At 68.9% G+C, this 17833-nt stretch carries 17 protein-coding genes and 1 pseudogene; 11 read left to right on the top strand and 7 right to left on the bottom strand.

What is annotated here, in order from left to right:
* Positions 1-23: 23 nt before the first annotated feature.
* The 5 genes from ACG0Z3_RS00090 to ACG0Z3_RS00070 form a co-directional block, all read right to left on the bottom strand.
* Positions 24-416 carry a C-glycoside deglycosidase beta subunit domain-containing protein gene (locus tag ACG0Z3_RS00090; RefSeq protein WP_394394342.1) on the bottom strand — a complete coding sequence of 131 codons (393 nt, stop codon included), beginning with the start codon at positions 414-416 and terminating at the stop codon, positions 24-26.
* Positions 417-591: 175 nt separating this feature from the next.
* The gene (locus ACG0Z3_RS00085) at positions 592-1599 is read right to left on the bottom strand and encodes a sugar phosphate isomerase/epimerase family protein (RefSeq protein ID WP_394394341.1); all 1008 of its coding nucleotides are present in this window, start codon (positions 1597-1599) and stop codon (positions 592-594) included.
* A gap of 22 nt (positions 1600-1621) precedes the next feature.
* A complete protein-coding gene (locus ACG0Z3_RS00080) occupies positions 1622-2791 on the bottom strand; it encodes a Gfo/Idh/MocA family protein (RefSeq protein WP_394394340.1) in 1170 nt (389 codons plus the stop codon).
* A gap of 106 nt (positions 2792-2897) precedes the next feature.
* The gene (locus ACG0Z3_RS00075) at positions 2898-3956 is read right to left on the bottom strand and encodes a sugar phosphate isomerase/epimerase family protein (protein ID WP_394394338.1); all 1059 of its coding nucleotides are present in this window, start codon (positions 3954-3956) and stop codon (positions 2898-2900) included.
* Positions 3957-4021: 65 nt separating this feature from the next.
* Entirely contained in the window at positions 4022-6265 is a 2244-nt protein-coding gene (locus ACG0Z3_RS00070; RefSeq protein ID WP_394394336.1) for a TonB-dependent receptor, read from the bottom strand.
* Positions 6266-6557: 292 nt separating this feature from the next.
* Here ACG0Z3_RS00070 and ACG0Z3_RS00065 point away from each other — a divergent pair, with 292 nt between their 5' ends.
* Together ACG0Z3_RS00065 and ACG0Z3_RS00060 are read left to right on the top strand one after the other, a co-directional pair.
* Positions 6558-7601 (top strand): LacI family DNA-binding transcriptional regulator, encoded by a 1044-nt coding sequence (locus ACG0Z3_RS00065; RefSeq protein WP_394394335.1) that lies wholly within the window; start codon positions 6558-6560, stop codon positions 7599-7601.
* 6 nt (positions 7602-7607) lie between these two features.
* Positions 7608-8528, top strand: coding sequence for a LysR family transcriptional regulator (locus ACG0Z3_RS00060; protein ID WP_394394334.1), 921 nt, complete (start codon positions 7608-7610; stop codon positions 8526-8528).
* 6 nt (positions 8529-8534) lie between these two features.
* Here the strand turns inward: ACG0Z3_RS00060 and ACG0Z3_RS00055 are convergent, their stop codons facing one another.
* Positions 8535-9449 (bottom strand): LysR family transcriptional regulator, encoded by a 915-nt coding sequence (locus ACG0Z3_RS00055; RefSeq protein ID WP_394394332.1) that lies wholly within the window; start codon positions 9447-9449, stop codon positions 8535-8537.
* Positions 9450-9536: 87 nt separating this feature from the next.
* On the opposite strand from ACG0Z3_RS00055, the gene ACG0Z3_RS00050 reads away from it, so the two are divergent.
* The 9 genes and pseudogenes from ACG0Z3_RS00050 (at position 9537) to ACG0Z3_RS00010 (ending at position 16743) form a co-directional block, all read left to right on the top strand.
* On the top strand, positions 9537-10709 hold the full coding sequence (locus ACG0Z3_RS00050; RefSeq protein ID WP_394394330.1) for an alpha/beta hydrolase family protein: 1173 nt from the start codon (positions 9537-9539) through the stop codon (positions 10707-10709).
* 16 nt (positions 10710-10725) lie between these two features.
* A complete protein-coding gene (locus ACG0Z3_RS00045) occupies positions 10726-11673 on the top strand; it encodes a VOC family protein (RefSeq protein ID WP_394394328.1) in 948 nt (315 codons plus the stop codon).
* A gap of 10 nt (positions 11674-11683) precedes the next feature.
* Positions 11684-12040 carry a Rieske (2Fe-2S) protein gene (locus ACG0Z3_RS00040; RefSeq protein ID WP_394394326.1) on the top strand — a complete coding sequence of 119 codons (357 nt, stop codon included), beginning with the start codon at positions 11684-11686 and terminating at the stop codon, positions 12038-12040.
* Positions 12037-13167, top strand: coding sequence for an FAD-dependent oxidoreductase (locus tag ACG0Z3_RS00035; protein WP_394394324.1), 1131 nt, complete (start codon positions 12037-12039; stop codon positions 13165-13167). The genes ACG0Z3_RS00040 and ACG0Z3_RS00035 overlap by 4 nt, the downstream gene beginning before the upstream one ends.
* Before the next feature lie 11 nt (positions 13168-13178).
* Positions 13179-13982, top strand: coding sequence for a cyclase family protein (locus ACG0Z3_RS00030; protein ID WP_394394322.1), 804 nt, complete (start codon positions 13179-13181; stop codon positions 13980-13982).
* A gap of 3 nt (positions 13983-13985) precedes the next feature.
* Complete coding sequence (locus ACG0Z3_RS00025; protein ID WP_394394320.1) at positions 13986-14957, top strand: fumarylacetoacetate hydrolase family protein; 972 nt, start codon at positions 13986-13988, stop codon at positions 14955-14957.
* A gap of 142 nt (positions 14958-15099) precedes the next feature.
* Positions 15100-15231: pseudogene (locus tag ACG0Z3_RS00020) on the top strand (cupin domain-containing protein); the annotation flags it as partial.
* A 295-nt stretch (positions 15232-15526) separates the two neighbouring features.
* The gene (locus ACG0Z3_RS00015; RefSeq protein ID WP_394395345.1) at positions 15527-16483 is read left to right on the top strand and encodes an IS1595 family transposase; all 957 of its coding nucleotides are present in this window, start codon (positions 15527-15529) and stop codon (positions 16481-16483) included.
* A 68-nt stretch (positions 16484-16551) separates the two neighbouring features.
* On the top strand, positions 16552-16743 hold the full coding sequence (locus tag ACG0Z3_RS00010) for a hypothetical protein (RefSeq protein WP_394394318.1): 192 nt from the start codon (positions 16552-16554) through the stop codon (positions 16741-16743).
* Between the two features lie 73 nt (positions 16744-16816).
* Here the strand turns inward: ACG0Z3_RS00010 and ACG0Z3_RS00005 are convergent, their stop codons facing one another.
* On the bottom strand, positions 16817-17704 hold the full coding sequence (locus ACG0Z3_RS00005) for a relaxase/mobilization nuclease domain-containing protein (RefSeq protein WP_394394316.1): 888 nt from the start codon (positions 17702-17704) through the stop codon (positions 16817-16819).
* Positions 17705-17833 lie beyond the last annotated feature (129 nt).

The raw sequence follows: 17833 nt of genomic DNA, 5'->3' as shown, positions 1-17833 counted from the left end.
GGCTTTCTGTATCGGGCGGCCGCTCAGGCCGCCAAGGTGAGGTCGCGGCCCGTGCGCGTGGTGGGCACGAACGGCAGGTAGGACACGCGGTAGCGGATGGCCAGGTCGATGCGGTGCTTGCCACTGCTGAGGCCGCCCGCGCGGGCCACGAGCACCTGGGCCTTCTCGCCGAAGTTCCACTTCTCGTCGAAGCAGGTCTCCAGCTCGTCCAGGCTCCACGAGCGGCCGCGCAGCGCCAGGCGCACGGACTCGCGCGGCACGTCCTGGCCGTCCACGCTGACGGCGATGTCCTCGACCATGGACAGTCCCAGGCCGCGGTAGTAAGGCAGACGCGCCAGCAGCGCGAATCCGGTGACTTGATCTCCCTGGGCGACGTTCTGGAAGCCGTCGTCGCAGAGCATGTGCTGATCCATCATGGTGTGGGTCTCCTTCTCACTTCAATTTCATGGCGCATTCGGGCCGAGCGCCGGGCCGCCCCAAGCCGGCCCGCGCTGGCGATGTGTTCGCGGCTCAATGCCGCGAACATCGCCGTCCCCTCGGGGGACCGACCGGGCTCGCCCGCGTGCAGCGGGGCGAGACTGGGCGAGGGGTTCACGCCAACGCGGCCGGGATGGGTTCATCCAGCAGGCGGCACAGCATGCGGTGTTGGCGCTTGACCTGCTCGACCGACTGCACCGGGTGCGCGTCCTCGATCCAGCGGTTGCCTTCGTACTCCGAGCAGATGTGGCCCTGGTAGCCACCTTTTTTCAGCACCGCGACGATCTCGTCGTAGGGGATGGAGTACTCGACGTCGTCCTCGGTCATCTCGTAGAACTTGCCGTGGATGTTGTGGATGCGCGGCATGAAGTCCAGCATGCGCTTGGGCTCGAAAGCCGCGTTGTGGCGCAGCGTCTCGGCCATCGCGATGGCCGGGCCGGTGCCGCCCATCTCACGCACCTCCAGCAGCACGTACTCGCTGAGCGTGCGGTCCGCGTAGGCCTTCTCGATGTAATCGGCGATGTGCTGTGGCACGCCGTTGCGGATGAAGCGTTCCTTCCAGATGCGCGGGAAGCGGTGCAGAAACATGCCCATGTCCGGCAGGAAGCCCAGCGCCTTGGAGCCGCTCTTCTCGTAGGCCTCGGCGTGGCGCACGATCCAGGGATGGTCGAAGTGCAGCGGCGCGTGGATCTCGATGAGGATCTTGATGCCCTTGTCTTCCGCATAGCTGGCGCAGGCCACCAGCACCTCGGGCGCGATGGACACCAACGCTCGGATGTAGGGCGCGCCCAGGGCGGCGCCGAAGTCGATGTCACGCTTGACGCTGGCCACCTGCTCGTCGAAGGGCATGGGGCGGCCCTTGTAGCGCTTGTAGTCCAGCATGAAGTCGTGGCAGACCGGGTAGGTGCCGTAGCGCTCCATCAGGCCATGCCAGTGGGCGATTTCCTGCGTGGGCATGCCCACCTCGGGCCAGCCGGTGAAGGTCTGCTCGCCCACCACCTCGATGCCCTTGGCGCCGATGTCGGCGCAGACGCGGATGCAGTCTTCCAGCGACATCGTGCGCAGGAAGGTGTCGTTCTGGAAGCTGTAGAGGCTGACGCCTCGCTTGATCTGATGGCTCATGGTGTGTCTCGGTTGATGTCGTTCACGCTGCTGCGGCCGGCAGCTTGATCCAGCGTCCGCCCTGGCGGGAGGAGCGCTGCACGGCCTCGATGAACTGCACGCCGCGCAGCCCGTCGGCGATGGTCGGGAAATGGCTAGCCTTGTCGGCCTTGACCGCCTTGCGGCCGCCCCCGCGCGCGGCGCGCAGGTGCTGGGCAATCTCGGCATACAGGGAAGCGAAGGCCTCCAGATAGCCCTCAGGATGGCCGCCGGGGATGCGGGCCAGGCGCGCACCGGCGGCATCGAATCCCGGGCCAGCACGCTCCAGGATCTGCGTCGGCTGGCCCAGCGGCGTGAAGCGCAGCTGGTTGGGATGCTCCTGGCTCCACGACAGCCCGCCCTTGCTGCCGTAGACGCGCAGGCGCAGGTCGTTGAGATGGCCGGGGGCGACCTGGCTGGCCCAGATCATGCCGCGAGCACCGTTGGCGTAGCGCAGCATGACTTGCGCGTTGTCGTCGATGGCACGGCCGGGCACGAAGCTGTTCAGCTCGGCGCAGACCTGGAACAGCGGCTCGCCCGTCACGTAGTCGGCCAGGTGCCAGGCATGCGAGCCGATGTCGCCGATGGCGCCGCCGCCAGCCTGGGCCGGATCGGTGCGCCAGGCGGCCTGCTTGTTGCCCCCCTGCTCCAGCGGCTCGGCCAGCCAGTCCTGCGGGTACTCAGCTTGCACGACGCGCAGCTCGCCCAGGCGACCCGACTGCACCATCTGCCGCGCCATGCGCACCATCGGGTAGGCGCTGTAGTTGTGTGTCACGGCGAACACAAGGTTCTTCTTGCGCGCCAGCGCCAAAAGGGCCTTGGCATCCGCGCTGTGCGTCGTGACCGGCTTGTCGCAGATGACGTGGATGCCGGCCTTCAGGAAGGCCGTGGCCACGGGCGCATGCAGGTGGTTGGGCGTGACGATGGCGACGGCCTCGATGCCGTCCTCGCGCGCGGCTTCGGCGACGGCCATCGATTCATAGCTGTCGTAGCAGCGCTCGGGCGCCAGGCCGAGCGCCTGGCCAGAGCGCAGCGCCTTGTCGGCCGTCGACGACAGCGCGCCAGCAACCAGCTCGTACTGAGCGTCCAGCCGGGCAGCGAAGCGGTGCACGCCGCCGATGAAGGCGCCCTCGCCGCCCCCCACCATGCCGAGGCGGATGCGTGCAGGTTTCATGTCAGCCCCTCGTCCGACGCGTACGTCGGCCGATCCCCCGAGGGGATGCGAGCCGGCTCGGGAGCGGCCCAGCGCTCGGCCCGCTCACGGGCGTTGATTGCATTGCTCATTGCAGCCCCAGCATGCGGCGCAGTTGGGCCGGATCGGTCTCGGCCCCGGCGAAATCGTCGAAGGCCCGTTCGGTCACGCGGATGATGTGGTCGCGGATGAAGGGCGCGCCTTCGGCCGCACCCTGCTCGGGATGCTTCAGGCAGCACTCCCACTCGAGCACGGCCCAGCCCTTGAAGTCGTATTGCGCCATCTTGGAAAACACGGCCTTGAAGTCCACCTGGCCGTCACCCAGCGAGCGGAAGCGGCCGGCGCGATCCACCCAGGGCTGGAAGCCCCCGTAGACCCCCTGGCGGCCATTGGGCCGGAACTCGGCGTCCTTGACGTGGAAGACCTTGATGCGCTCGTGGTACAGGTCGATGAACTGCAGGTAGTCCAGCTGCTGCAGCACGAAGTGCGAGGGGTCGTAGGCGATGTTCAGGCGGCGGTGGCCGTCCACACGCTGCAGCAGCATGTCGAAGCTGACGCCGTCGTGCAGGTCCTCACCCGGGTGCAGCTCGAAGGCGATGTCCACGCCGGCCGCGTCATAGGCGTCGAGGATGGGCTTCCAGCGCTTGGCCAGCTCGTCGAAGGCGGTCTCGACCAGGCCTGCCGGGCGCTGCGGCCAAGGGTAGAGGAAGGGCCAGGCCAGCGCACCGGGGAAGCTGATGCTGGCGCTCAGGCCCAGGTGCTTGGAGGCCTGGGCGGCCTTGAGCATCTGGTCCACCGCCCAGGCTTGGCGTTCGGCCGGCCGGCCGCGCAGCGTCTCGGGCGCAAAGGCGTCGAAGGCGCCGTCATAGGCCGGATGGACGGCCACCAGCTGCCCCTGCAGGTGCGTGCTCAGTTCAGTGATCGCGATGCCGTTGTCGCGGGCCACGCCGGCGAAGTCGTCGCAGTACTGCTGGGACGACGCCGCGGCATCCAGGTCGAAGAAGCGCTTGTCGCCACTGGGCACCTGCACGCCGCGGTAGCCGAGCGAAGCAGCCCATTTCGTGATCGCGGGCCAGGAGTTGAAGGGCGCCTGGTCGCCGGCGAACTGGGCCAGAAAGATGGCCGGGCCTTGGAGGTTGGTGGGCATGTCGTGCTGCTGTTAGTTGAAGCGCAGGCGGCGCTCAAGGCCGCCTGCCGGGGACAGAAGCCCGTTCAGAACTTGGTGCTGATGCGCACGCCGTAGGTCCGCGGCTCACCGATGTTGACGGTGCCGGGCTGGCGGTTCTCCACATTGATCTCTTCGGTCAGGTTCTTGCCGAACACCTGCACCGAGTAGCGGTCGTCGGCGCTGCGCCAGACCAGCTGCGCGTCGTACTTGGTGAAGGCCGGCTGGTGGTAGCGGGTGGCGTAGTCGTCGCCGTAGCTGCTCATCAGGTAGCCGCTGTTGTAGCGGGCCGTGGCGCCCACCTCGAAGTAGCTGCCGTTGCTCAGGTCGAAGGCATGGGTGTAGCCCAGACGCAGCGAGCCCTTGGGTGCGCGGTCGAGCGGCTGACCGGTCCAGTCGATGACGACGGTGGGCGCGGCCGGCGGCTTGTTGACCGGCTGGTAGCTGCCGAAGCGGGACTTGTTGTACGACAGCCCGAAGTCGAAGGTGCCGTCATTCCAGGGGCGCAGCCGGCCTTCCAGTTCCAGCCCGGTCATCTTGGCGGACGCCGCGTTGACGGTACGTGAACCGCAGGTGTTGACGTTCTGCGCATTGGTCGTGCAGACGGTCGAGGTCAGCTGCAGGTCGGCGTAGTCGTAGGCGAAGACCGAGGCGCTCAGCTGCAGGCGGTTCTTGAAGGCCTGCGTTTTGATGCCCAGCTCCACCGCCGTCAGCTCCTCGGGCTTGTAGGTCAGGGTGTCGCTGCTGGTGTTGAAGCCGCCAGCCTTGTAGCCGGTGGAGACGCTGCCGTAGACGAAGGTATCGCGGGTCAGGTCCCAGTCCAGGCCCAGCTTCCAGGTGGTCTGCGAGAAGTCCACCGTGCGGTTGAAGGGCGAGGCAGGGATGGTCAAGCCGCCGCCGTTGAACTCGTCGCGGGCGCTCTTGGTGTCCTTGCTGAAGCGCACGCCGGTCACCAGCTTGAGCGTGTCGGTCAGCGCATAGCGACTCTGGCCGAACAGCGCCTTGGCCTTGTTCTCCACGGTCGGCTCGAACTTCAGCCGGAACGTGAAGTTGGGGTTGATGAAGGTGTTGTAGCGGATGCTGCGCGTGATGTCTTCTTCGAACAGGTAGGCACCAGCCACCCAGGTCAGCGGCCCCGTGCCGGTGGAGTGCAGGCGCAGCTCGTGCGACAGCTGCTCGGACTCGCCGGCCAGCGTCTCGCCCAGGAAGGGCGCGCCGTTGAACGGGGAGATGAAGCTGTTGGACAGCGTCGACTTCAGGTGGCCGACCTGGTAGACCAGCTCGGCGGGGCCGAAGTTGTGGCGGAACTCGGCGCGCAGGCCGTTGTTCTCGTTGAGCCGGAAGGTGGGGCGGGCGTAGTACGGGTCGACCGTGCGCTGGGCGTCGTCGTCGTTGCCAATGTAGACCGGGTTCAGCAGGTCGTTGTACCAGTTGGCATTGCCGCCCTTGGGCGTACCGGTGTAGGAGCCCTTCATCGTCACCGGCGTGAAGCCGTTGGCGTTGACCTTGCTGTGCTCGGCCGTCAGCAGCAGGCTGGTGTCGGGCGAGAACGTCAGCATCGCGTGCAGGCGCGCGGCCATATCGTCCTGGTCCTCCAGGCCGACGCCGGCGCCGCCCTTCAGGTAGGTGTCGCGCTTGTTGCTGCCGACGGCAGCGCGCAGCTTGAGCAGCTCATTGACCGGCACGTCGATGGTCGCCTCCGCGCGCCGGGCGTTGTAGTTGCCGAGCTCGACGCTGACCGTGCCGCCCAGGCGGTTGCCCGGCTTTTTGCTGATGACGTTGACCGCGCCACCGGTGGCGTTGCGGCCATACAGCGTGCCCTGCGGGCCGCGCAGCACCTCGATGCGCTCCACGTCCAGGAAGGACGAGAACTGCGACTCGGGTCGGCCGATGTACAGACCGTCGACGTTGAAGGCATTGGACGGATCACCACGCTCCGTGTTGTTGATGCTCATGACGCCGCGGATGTTGATCTGCAGCCGGCCGGATTCCTGGGTGACCTGCACGCTGGGGCTCAGCTCCTGCAAAGCGCGAGCGTCGACAGCGCCGGCCAGCCGGAGGTCCTCGCCGCCGATCACCGACAGGGCCACCGCCGTCTTGGACGCCGGCTGCATGACCTTCTGGGCGGTCACGATGACCGTGGGCAGCTCGGAGCGCGAGCTCGCCTGGGGTTCGGAGGCGGCCGCAGCGGGCGCTGCCGGCGCCTCGGCCTGAGCCAACACCTGGCCAGCCGCCAGGGCCAGCGCCGTGAGGCCGAGGGTGCGACGGCCGATATGCAGGGAATGTGTCAAGTTTGTCTCCTTCTCGTTGTGGGCGTGGCCCGCCGGGAGCCACACGGTGGAGCGCTGCAGCGCTCGCTGATCTGATGCCGAGAAGGTAAGCGCTTTCCCAAATCCGACCACACAGGGTTTACGCGAGCGATCGGCACTTCGCATCAATGAGTGCCATCGATGTCGTGAATGCATGCTTGCATGCACGACATTCTCGGGCCGCCGTGCAGCGCGCGACCCCACCGGGCGGCGGCCCGGCGCGTGCGGGTTTCAACGCACGAGCAGGCAAACCGTTTCCCGCTATGCTGCACACATGCCCAACCCACCCCCACGCCCCGGCCGCCAGGCGCGCGCGGCCGCACCGTCCGAGCCCGGCGGCGCAGCCGCCTCCATCGCGGCCGTGGCCGCCCTGGCCGGCGTGTCGACCGCCACCGTGTCGCGCGTGCTCAACCAGAGCAAGCCCGTCAACGCCGAGACGCGCGGGCGCGTCGAAGCCGCCGTCGCCCAGCTCGGCTACCGCGCCAATCCGTTCGCACGCAGCCTGATCAGCGGAGCCAGCCAGCTCATCCTGGTCGTCGTGCCCGACATGGCCAACCCGTTCTTCGCCGAGATCGTGCAGGGCATCGAATCGGTGATGCGCCGGCATGGCTACAACATCGTGCTGTCGGTCGCCTCCGGGAATGGCCCGCTGGATCCGGTGTACGACCGCCTGACCGACGGCGTCATCAGCCTCGCCCACGCGCACAGCCAGCGCAGCGGGGCCGACGGCACCGCACGCCGCGACGTGCCGTGGGTGGCCTGCTCCGAGTTCATGACCGGCGCCGACATGCCGTACGTCAGCATCGACCACGCCCAGGCCGCGATGGATGCGGTGCAGTACCTGCTCAACCGCGGCCACCGCCGCATCGCGCTGATCACGGCAGAGGAAGACTACGCCTGGGCGCAGCAGCGCCGCCTGGGCTACGAGACCGCCCTGCAACGCGCCGGCCTGCCGGTGCTGCCGGCCTATGTGCGCGTGGCGCGCGGCACCGACTACGGCGACGGCAGCGACGTGGCCGGCGGCCTGCTGACGCTGCCGGAGCCGCCCACAGCGGTGTTCGCCGTCGCCGACACGCTGGCCATCGGCGCCATCAAGGCCTTTCGCCGTGCGGGAAGGCGGGTGCCCGACGACATCGCCGTCGTCGGCTTCGACAACGTGCCGCTGGCGCAGGTTTTCGAGCCCGGCCTGACCACCATCGCCCAGCCCATGCGCGAACTCGGCGCGGCCTCCGCCGAGCTGCTGCTGGCCCAGCTGACGGGCGAGCAGCCGCCGTCACGCGTGCTGCCGCATGCGCTGGTCGTGCGCGATTCCGGCTGAGCTGACGTGCGCTTCAACAAGCTAGACCTGAACCTGCTGGTGGCGCTGGACGCGCTGCTGGTGGAGAGCAGCATCAGCCGCGCCGCTGCGCGCGTGCACCTGAGCCAGGGCGCGATGAGCAATGCGCTGGCCCGGCTGCGCGAGCATTTCGGCGACGAGCTGCTGGTGGCCGTGGGCCGGCGCATGGAGGCCACGCCGCGCGCGCAGGCGCTCGCCCCCATGGTTCGCGACCTGCTCGTGCGCATCGACGCCACGCTGCAAGTGCAGCCGCTGTTCGACCCCACGACGACTGACCGCCGCTTCCGCATCGTCGCGTCCGACTACTCCATGTGGGTGTTCGTGCCGCAGTTGCTACAGCACGCCGCCGAGCTGGGCGCCACAGCGTGCTTCGAGTTCCTGCCCCAGGTCGGCAACGCCACGCAGGCGCTGGAGCGCGGCGAGGCCGACATCCTCATCATCCCGCTGCGCTATGTGTCGCCGGAGCACCCGGCCGCGCCGCTGTTCCGGGACGAGTTCACCTGCCTGATGGACCGCCACCACGCGCTCGCGGGCCAGCCGCTGACCCGTGAGGCCTACGCCGCCGCCGGCCATGTGGTGATGCAGCCGCCAGGCACGCCGGCCGCCGCCATCGACGCCAGCCACCTGGAGCAGCTCGGCATCACGCGCCGCGTGGAGGTAGCGTCCTACAGCTTCTCGTCATTGCCGGGTTTGGTGGCGGGCACGCAGCGGCTGGCCACCGTGCAGCGCCGCATCGCGCGCAAGGCCTGCACCCACCTGCCGCTGGTGGCGGTCGACCCCGAGTTCGAGCTGCCCACCGTGGATCAGCGCCTGCAGTGGCACCGCCACCGGGCCACCGACCCGGGGCTGCTGTGGCTGCGCGAGACGCTCGCAGCCGCCGCGCAGCAGATGGATTCGCTCGCCGGTTGAGGGCGTTCAGCCCAGCGCCCGGCCGGCCTCGCGGAACAGCGCCAGCAGCCAGGCGATGCCCTGGTCCTGCGAGCGGTACTTGTGCCACTGCACGGCCTGCTGCATGGGCGGGATCGCCAACGGGCACGGCAGGATGGCCAGCGGCCACACCGGCATCATCAGCCGCGCCAGGCGCTCGTGCAGCGTGGCGATCAGCTCGGTGCCCACCAGCAGCCCCGGCATGGGCGCAAAGCCGTAGCTCGTGGCCGCCACGCGCCGGCTTACGCCCAACCGCTTGACAAAGGCGTCCTCGAAGGCGCTCGCCCGCACGGCCTGCGGGCGCATGATGACGTGCGCCTCGGCCAGGTAGCGTTCCAGCGACAGCGCCTGCGGAGCCTGTGCCAGCCGGCTGCCAGCCCACACGACGCAGACGAAGCGCTCCTCGTACAACACCTCGTGCGGGTGCTCGGCCGACATCAGCGGCTGTGGCAGCACCAGCAGGTCGGCCTCGCCGCGCTCCAGGTCACGCTGCGGGTTGTCCACCTGGGGCAGGAACTCGAACCGCACCGTGCTGCCCTGCGCCGCCGCGGCCGCCATCACGCGTGGGCAGACCACCATCTGCGTGTAGTCGGACGTGAAGATCTTGAACACGCGGTCGCTGCGCGTGGCGTCGAAGCTAGGCTGCATGGCGATGGTGCTGTCCACCCGCACCAGCACGTCGCGCACGGCCTGCTGCAGCGCCTCCGCGCGCGGCGTGGCCTCCATGCGCCGCCCCACCTGCACGAGCAGGTCGTCGCCAAAGTAGTCCCGCAGCCGGGACAGCGCATCGCTGGTGGCCGAGGGGCTGAGGTTGAGCCGCTGGGCGGCACGCGTCACGCTGCGCTCGGTGAGCAGCGCATCCAGCGCCACCAGCAGGTTCAGGTCCAGTCTGTTGAAACGCATGGCCTCGCCAATGATTCGGTTTCGTCGAATTATGGAATGGATGGAATCCGCTTTTCCGAACGATTGGCGGTCGATAGCCTGCCGGCCATGTTCAAGTACTTCCCCACCAACTACGTCTGGAACCTCTCGGTCGATCTCGCGATCGAGATGGGCGCGCGCATCGGCGAGATCGAGGCCATGTGCGCCCCGCTGCAGGAGGCCGCCCGGGCGCCCGATGCCGCCGGCACGCAGGCCTTCCGCGAAACCTGGGTGCGCATGGCCGACCAGCTCTGCGAGCTCGCCGAGGAGGACCGCGCGCGCGGCCGCCAGCACTCCGCCGGCGAGAAGCTGCGACGAGCCGCCAGCTACCTGATCACGGCCGAGCGCCTGCAGGCCCACGACGCGCCAGGACGCATCGCGCTCTACCAGCGCGAGCTGGCCCTGTTCCTCGAAGGCTCGCGCCTGATGGGAGACCGCGTGCAGCGGGTCGAAATTCCCTACGAGGGCAAGCTGCTGTCGGCCCTCTACCTGCCGGCCGAGGGACTCAAGCCCGGCAAGCGCGCGCCGCTGCTCGTTCAGCTCAACGGCCTCGATTCGACGAAGGAGTTGAAGTACCTCGTCGGCCTGCCCGCCTGGCTCGCCAAGCGCGGCGTCTCCTCGCTCATCGTCGACCAGCCCGGCACCGGCGAGGCGCTGCGTCTGCAAGGCATGACCGCGCGTTTCGACACCGAGCACTGGGCCAGCCGCGTCGTCGACTGGCTGGAGCAACACCCCGAAGTTGATACGAAGCGCATCGGCTGCGAAGGCGTGTCGCTGGGCGGCTACTACTGCCCGCGCGCGGTGGCCTTCGAGCCGCGCTTTGCCTGCGGCGTGGTCTGGGGCGCCAACCACGACTGGCGCGAGGTGCAGAAGCGCCGGCTGGAGAAGGAAGGCGACTTCCCCGTGCCGCATTACTGGGCCCATGTCTGCTGGGTCTGGGGCGCCAAGGACATCCCCGACTTCATGCGCATCGCCGAGAACGTGCACCTGGACGGCGTGCTCGACCGCATTCGCGTGCCCTTCCTCGTGACCCACGGCGCGCGCGACTCGCAGATCCCGCTGAAGTGGGCAGAACGCACCTATGAGCAGTTGGTCAACAGCCCGGCCCGCGAGCTCAAGGTCTTCACCGACCGCGAGGGTGGCAGCCAGCACGCCAGCTTCGACAACAGCATCAACGCCGGCCACTACATCGCCGACTGGGTGGCCGAAACCCTGGGCGCGCGCACCGCGCCCCACGTCTGAGGAAAGACACAAGCACATGCAGATCATCGGACCCGATGCACTGGTCTTCGGCGTCGACGACGTCGCCGCCTGCGCACAATTCCTGGCCGACTACGGCCTCACGCCCGTGGGCGTCACCGAGGCCGGCGGCCGCTTCGAGGCCGAGGACGGCACGGCCGTCGTCATCGCCGCGGCTGACGACCCCGCCCTGCCACCGCCGCTGGGCACAGCCAGCCTGCTGCGCAAGACCGTCTACGGCGTGCAGGACGCCGCCGCGCTCGCCGCCATCGCCGAGGAACTGGGCCGTGACCGCGAGGTAACCCGCCTGGCCGACGGCTCCATCGAGGCGCACGACGACATGGGCTTTCTGCTGGGCTTCCAGGTCACCGTGCGCCGCCCGCTGCAGGCGCGCGGCGAGGCGGCCAACGTGCCCGGCGCGGCGGCCCGCGCCGTCAATGCGGTGGCCGTCAGCGAAGACACCGTGCACCGCCCGCTGACGCTGTCCCACGTCGTCTACTTCGTGCCCGATGAGGCCCGCGCCACGGCCTTCTACACCGAGCGCCTGGGCTTCAAGTGCACGGACCGGCTCGAAGGCGCCGGCCCCTTCCTGCGCCCCGCCGGCACGCTGGACCACCACACGCTGTTCCTGATCCAGACACCGCCGTTCATGAAGGGCATCGAGCACTTCACCTTCCACATGAACGGGCCCACCGCCGTGATGCAGGCTGGCTACCGCCTCGTGGCCAAGGGCTACCAGTCCTTCTGGGGCCCGGGCCGGCACAAGATGGGCTCCAACTGGTTCTGGTACTTCAACAGCCCGCTGGCGACGCACATCGAGTACGACGCCGACATGGACCAGCACGACGACAGCTGGACGGCCCGCGCCGCACCGCTGGGCGCCGACGCCTCGCAGGCCTTTCTGTTCCAGTCGCGCGACAAGTGGGCGCCAGGCGGACCGCCGCCCGGTGCCGGCGGTCCGCGCTGAGCCCGCCCCCATGACGCGCCTGTGCCACCAGCAGGACCTGGCCGAAGGCCAGGTCCGCGGCTTCGACCCCGAAGGCCGCGGCCAGGACAGCCTGCTGCTGGTGCGCCATCAGGGCCGGCTGCATGCCTGGCGCAACGCCTGCCCGCATGTGGACGGCGCGCCGCTGGCCTGGCGCCGTGATGCCTACCTCAGCGCCGACGGCCGCCACATCGTCTGCTACGCGCACGGCGCGCGCTTCGACATCGCCACCGGCCGCTGCATCAGCGGCGCCGCGCTGGGCCAGGCCTTGAGCCCCCTGCGCCTGCGCATCCAGAACAACGGCGAGGTCCACCTCGCCCCACCTCACCCTCAGGAGACAAACCCATGAGCCTCGCAGCGTCCCGCATCCTCATCATCGGCGGCGGCTTCTCCGGCATGGCCGCAGCCATCGAACTGCGCAAACACGGCGCCGAGGTCGACCTGGTCGAGATCGACCCCGACTGGCGCAACTACGGCGCCGGCATCAGCCTGGGCGGCGCCACGCTGCGCGCGTTCCGCCAGCTCGGCGTGCTGGACGAGTTCCTGCAGCACGGTGCCGCCAGCGACGGCGTGCAGCTGCGCCTGCCGCACGGCCAGCCAATCGGCGAGCTGCCCACGCCACGCATCGCCGGCCCTGACGTACCCGGCGGCGGCGCCATCATGCGCCCCGTGCTTGCGCGCATCCTGGCCGACGCTACGCGCGCCAGTGGCACCGTCGTGCGCCTGGGCACCACCTTCACCGCCATCACGCAGGACGCAGACGGCGTGGACGTCAGCTTCACCGACGGCCAGCGCCGCCGCTACGACCTCGTCATCGGCGCCGACGGCCTGTACTCCAAGGTGCGCGAAGCCGTGCTGCCTGACGCACCCAAGCCACAGTACAGCGGCCAGGCCGTGTGGCGCGCCGTGCTGCCGCGGCCGGACGAGCTCAAGACCATCACGATGTGGATGGGCGGCGCCGTGAAGCCCGGCGTCAACCCGGTCTCGGCCGACGAGCTGTACGTCTTCGTCACCGAGCACCGCCCAACGAACGACTTCGTCGAGCCCGCCACCTTCGCCGACACGCTGAAGGCGCTGCTGGCCCCCTTCCCTGACCCGCTGCTGCAGGGTCTGCGCGCGCAGATCACGCCCGATTCGCAGATCGTCTACCGACCGCTGGAAGGCCTGCTGGTGCGCGGCGACTGGTACCGCGGCCGCGTCGTGCTGATCGGCGACACGGTGCACGCGACGACGCCGCACATGGCCTCGGGCGCCTGCATCGGCATCGAGGACGCCCTCGTGCTGGCCGACGAACTGGCCCGCCATGGCAGCGTCGCCGCGTCGCTGGCGGCCTTCCAGGCGCGCCGCTTCGAGCGCTGCCGCCTCGTCGTCGACAACTCGGCCCGGCTGGGCCAGATCGAGATGGAAGGCGGCTCCAAGGAAGAGCACGGCCAGATCATGCGCGAAACGCTGATGGCCCTGGCCCAACCCATCTGATGCCCGTCGCCATGCGCCCTCCCCGCCGCACCCGCCGCTTGGTGGACCTGTCGATCTACCTCGAGAACGACGTGCTGTCCGACCCGCCCCCGCTGGCGCCCAAGATCACCTACCAGAAGCACCAGGACACGCTGCACGAGTTCATGGCCATGATCCCGGGCACGACGCCCGAGGACTATCCAGACGGCGAAGCCGCCGCGGCCGAGTGGGTGACGCTCACCACACACAACGGCACCCACCTGGACGCGCCCTGGCACTTCCACTCTACGCAGGACGCCAAGAACGGCGGCACCCGGCCCAGCATCACCATCGACGAGGTGCCGCTGGACTGGTGCCTGCAGCCCGGCGTGAAGCTGGACTTCCGCCACCTGCCCGACGGCCATGTTGTGACGGCCGCCGAGGTCGAGGCCGAGCTGGCCCGCATCGGCTGGGAGCTGCAGCCGCTGGACATCGTGCTCGTCAACACCCGCGCGGGCTCACGCTACGGCCACCCCGACTACCTCGGCGCCGGCTGCGGCATGGGCTACGAGGCCACGATGTACCTGCTGGAGCGCGGCGTGCGCCTGACGGGCACCGACGCCTGGAGCTGGGACGCGCCCTTCTCGTACACGGCCAAGAAGGTGGCCGCCACCGGCGACAAATCCCTGATCTGGGAAGGCCACAAGGCAGGCCGTGACATCGGCTACTGCCACCTGGAGAAACTGCACAACCTGGAGGCGCTGCCCGCGCACGGCTTCCTGGTCAGTTGCTTCCCGCACAAGATCCGCGGCGCGTCCGCCGGCTGGACGCGCGCCGTCGCGATTTTTGAAGACTGAACCATGCGCCTCGCCACCCTGAACGACGGCAGCCTGGACGGCCGCCTCATCCTCGTGTCGCAGGACGGCCGCCACGCCACCCCGGCGCCGGCCTCGACACTGATCGGCGCACTGCAGAACTGGACGCAGGCTGAGCCCGCGCTGCGCGAGTGCGCGGCCGCGCTGGAGGCCGGCAAGGCCGCCACCTTCGACTTCGACCCGCTGCGCTGCGCCGCCCCGCTGCCGCGCAGCCCGCAGTGGCTGGACGGCTCGGCCTTCCTGAACCATGGCCGGCTCATGGAGACCGCCTTCGGCACGCCGCCCATCCCCGAGTTCGACACCGTGCCCGTGATGTACCAGGGTGCCAGCGACGACTTCCTCGGCCCGCATGCCGACGTCCCGCTGCCCAGCGAAGCCGACGGCATCGACTTCGAGGGCGAGTTCGGTGCCATCGTCGACGAGGTGCCCCTGGGTGCCAGCCCCGACGAGGCGCTGGCCGCCGTGCGCCTGCTGGTGCAGCTCAACGACTGGAGCCTGCGTGCGCTGGGCCAGCGCGAGGTGCGCACCGGTTTTGGCTTTCTGCAGGCCAAGCCCTCCACCGCCTTCGCGCCGATCGCTGTCACGCCCGATGAACTGGGCCCCGCCTGGCAGGGCGGCCGCCTGCACCTGCGCCTGCACATAGACTGGAACGGCAAGCCCTTCGGCCGCCCTTCTGCCGCCGAGATGAACTTCGACTTCGGCCAGTTGATCGCCCATGCGGCGCGCACGCGCCGGCTGCGGGCCGGCAGCATCATCGGCTCCGGCACCGTCTCCAACGTGGCGCGCGCCGCCGGCTCGGCCTGCATCGCCGAGCGTCGCATGATCGAGAAGATCGATGGCGGGGAGATTCGCACCGGCTTCATGCGCTTTGGCGACCGCGTGCGCATGGAGGCCCGCGTCGACATCGACACCACCGGGCCCTTCGGCGTGCTGGACCAGCGCGTGGTGCGCGCATGACAAGGCTCGTCAGCCTCGGCGGCGCGATGGCCGCCGTGTCCACGTCGCTGGACGGAGCGCCGCGCCCGCCCGCGACGCAGCCCCGTCCACTGCCGCCCGCAGCCCCACCCGCCGCGCCGCGCGCCCAAGCCGGACCGGCGCCATGACTCTGCCGCCCATCCACCGCGTCGTCACCGGCCATGACGCCCAGGGCCGCGCCATCGTCGCCAGCAACGGCCCGCTACCCACGGTCGTCGAGCTGCAGGGCATTCCCGGCACCGTCTTCCACGAGGTCTGTGCGCATTGCGGCCTATCGTGACCGAGCGTTTCGGGATCGTGACCGGCCGGTCCGGTGCCGTGACCGGTAAAGTCCGGAGAGCCTGAATGGGTTGCGTATGACTGACCTGCGAAGCCATAGGCTGCCGGCCTTTTGCCGAAGCGCCGATGGCACCGCCCACGATGGACATACGCATGATCAAAGACGTACTGCGACTCAAGGCTGCACCTGATTGGTAAGTTGCCTCAGGTGGCTCTTCTGGCGAGCTACCCACCCTATAGCCTTGGGGACATCCACTCTCGGAGTCCAGGCCATGGCGTTCAACACCATCCAGTTCCAGCAGGGCATGTCGCTGCCTGAATTCATCGAGCGCTTCGGCACCGAAGATCAGTGCGCCCAGGCCCTCAAGGCCGCTCGCTGGCCCGGCGGCTTTCGCTGCCCGCGCTGTGATGCGGCCGAGCACTGGATCGTCGGCCATGGTGCACGCAAGCTCTTTGAGTGCCGGGCCTGTCATTACCAAACCTCGCTCACCGTGGGCTGCCTGTTCGAGCACACCAAGCTGCCGCTGCGCACCTGGTTCCTGGCGATCTACCTGCTCAGCCAGGCCAAGACCGGGCTGTCCTCGCTGGCGCTCAAACGCCACCTTGGCGTGAGCTACCCCACCGCCTGGGCTCTGCAGCACAAGATCAACCACGCCATGGCGCTGCGCGAGGGGCAGCATCAGCTCGCGGGCATGGTCCAACTGGATGATGCCTACCTGGGCGGTGAATACCCGGGCGGCAAGCCCGGGCGCGGTTCGGAGAACAAAACGCCGTTCGTGGCAGCCGTGTCGCTCAACGAGAAGGGGCGTCCGCAATTCCTCAAGCTCAACCGCGTCAGCGGCTTTACCGCCGAGGCGATCAAGGGCTGGGCCAAGGCCAATCTGGCGCCGACTGCGCTGGTGGTCAGCGACGGCCTGGGCTGCTTCGCGGCCGTGACGGCGGCGGGCTGCACGCACACGCCCATCGTGGTCGGCGACCGCAAGCCGCGCGATCTGCCGCAGTTCAAGTGGGTCAACACGATCCTGGGCAATCTCAAGACGACGTTGCACGGTGCGTTCCACTCGCTGGGCTGGTCCAAGCATGCCGACAGCCACCTCGCCGCCTTCGCCTATCGCTTCAACCGCCGCTTCGACCTGCGCGACTTGCTCGCTCGGCTGATCGTTGACGTCGCACGCTGTCCGGCGCACCCAATCCCGGCGATCAGGGGCGGGACTGAGGCACATTACTAATCAGGAGGCTGCATGGCAGCCTGTCGCATGAGGCAATTGCCCGGAGCCTGTCGATCTCCAAGGGCGTGGTGGCGAAGTACAGGGCACTGGCCAGCGCGGCGGGCCTGAGCTGCTGGGAGGTCGTCGAGCCGCTGGGCCAGGTCAAGTTGGAGCGATGGCTGTTCGCTCCATCCAGCGAGCAGCGCCGCGTGGCCCAGCCGGACTTCGCTCGCGTGCACGTCAAGCTGCGCCGCAAAGACGTAACACTGACGCTGCTTTGAGAGGAATACCGCGCCGCCCACGACGGCGAGCACACCTGGAGCTTCGACGAACGCGCCTGGCGACGAATAACGATCAACGATCGACTTCGGGCGACGACCGGCTTCTTCCAACTCCGGGCGGCGAGTGCTCAGAGGGAGACCGATCCTGCCGCGACGGGACCTTGGACCCTTGACCGAACTGCTCGCGAACGAACGTCGTGCCGCGCACGAAGGACGCAATGCGCTCAGCCAGCTCATGGCCACCTGCGACCTCAGAAGCGGCGAGCGCCTTCATGATGTGCGCCCAGCTCACCCTCGCGTCGGCACGACTCAGCGTGGCAGCTCGACCCGCTTTGATGGTGACCGAAGCAGCACGCAGGCGCCCCTCCTCCTTCGCTTTGATCCGCCACAGCGGCTCAGAGTTCCGGCTCTCCCCGCGCGAGGCCTGCCGCGTTGCTTCAGCCTCGATGCCCCAGCCTCGCAGCTTCTCGGCGAACGTCTCCCGCCACCGCTGCAGGTCCGCCTTGCGAGGATTCAGGCGCTTGCCCGATGCCGCCTCCGCCCGCACGCTCAGGTGCACATGCGGATTGGCCTGGTGCTCGTGCAGGACCGTGACGTAGCGATGTCCCGCGAGTTCGGTCTGTGCAAACTCGCACGCTGCCTTCTGCAAGAGCGTCGCGTTCGTGCCGGCGGGCATCGACAACATGATGTTGAAGGCTTCCCGCCGGTGCCCCTCCTCTGGGACCAGTGAACCGCCATAGCGCCACTGATCGGTCAGGTCTCGCACGGCTTCCTTGCCTATGCGGACCACCTCGCGGTCGTCCTCGATCTCCAGCTTGCCGTTCTTGCTGATGTACCGGAAATGCGCCGGGATCGCCGCCATCCCTCGGCCACCGCCCGTCACCTTGACCACCACCTGCTGTGCCCTGCGCACCGTCGCCTCGATGCGCTTTCGGATGACGGCAGCCTTGCGCCGCAGCACCGTGCGTATTCCACTGATCGCGGACACCCATTCCAGGCTGATCGCGGACAGTGTTCCAGGCGATCGCGGACACCCTGAGTGGGGTGCCTGAGTGACGGGCCGGATGGTAGGTCAACTGTCCGCCATCAA

This window comes from Pelomonas margarita, assembly GCF_043555875.1.
Taxonomy (GTDB): domain Bacteria; phylum Pseudomonadota; class Gammaproteobacteria; order Burkholderiales; family Burkholderiaceae_C; genus Pelomonas; species Pelomonas margarita.
Note: the sequence above shows the minus strand (reverse complement) of the source record. Positions and strands in the feature narration are given on the sequence as shown.

Coding starts and splice junctions, on each gene's coding strand:
- ACG0Z3_RS00090 (WP_394394342.1), bottom strand. CDS start 416: ATGATGGATCAGCACATGCTCTGCGACGACGGCTTCCAGAACGTCGCC.
- ACG0Z3_RS00085 (WP_394394341.1), bottom strand. CDS start 1,599: ATGAGCCATCAGATCAAGCGAGGCGTCAGCCTCTACAGCTTCCAGAAC.
- ACG0Z3_RS00080 (WP_394394340.1), bottom strand. CDS start 2,791: ATGAAACCTGCACGCATCCGCCTCGGCATGGTGGGGGGCGGCGAGGGC.
- ACG0Z3_RS00075 (WP_394394338.1), bottom strand. CDS start 3,956: ATGCCCACCAACCTCCAAGGCCCGGCCATCTTTCTGGCCCAGTTCGCC.
- ACG0Z3_RS00065 (WP_394394335.1), top strand. CDS start 6,558: ATGCCCAACCCACCCCCACGCCCCGGCCGCCAGGCGCGCGCGGCCGCA.
- ACG0Z3_RS00055 (WP_394394332.1), bottom strand. CDS start 9,449: ATGCGTTTCAACAGACTGGACCTGAACCTGCTGGTGGCGCTGGATGCG.
- ACG0Z3_RS00050 (WP_394394330.1), top strand. CDS start 9,537: ATGTTCAAGTACTTCCCCACCAACTACGTCTGGAACCTCTCGGTCGAT.
- ACG0Z3_RS00045 (WP_394394328.1), top strand. CDS start 10,726: ATGCAGATCATCGGACCCGATGCACTGGTCTTCGGCGTCGACGACGTC.
- ACG0Z3_RS00040 (WP_394394326.1), top strand. CDS start 11,684: ATGACGCGCCTGTGCCACCAGCAGGACCTGGCCGAAGGCCAGGTCCGC.
- ACG0Z3_RS00035 (WP_394394324.1), top strand. CDS start 12,037: ATGAGCCTCGCAGCGTCCCGCATCCTCATCATCGGCGGCGGCTTCTCC.
- ACG0Z3_RS00030 (WP_394394322.1), top strand. CDS start 13,179: ATGCGCCCTCCCCGCCGCACCCGCCGCTTGGTGGACCTGTCGATCTAC.
- ACG0Z3_RS00025 (WP_394394320.1), top strand. CDS start 13,986: ATGCGCCTCGCCACCCTGAACGACGGCAGCCTGGACGGCCGCCTCATC.
- ACG0Z3_RS00015 (WP_394395345.1), top strand. CDS start 15,527: ATGGCGTTCAACACCATCCAGTTCCAGCAGGGCATGTCGCTGCCTGAA.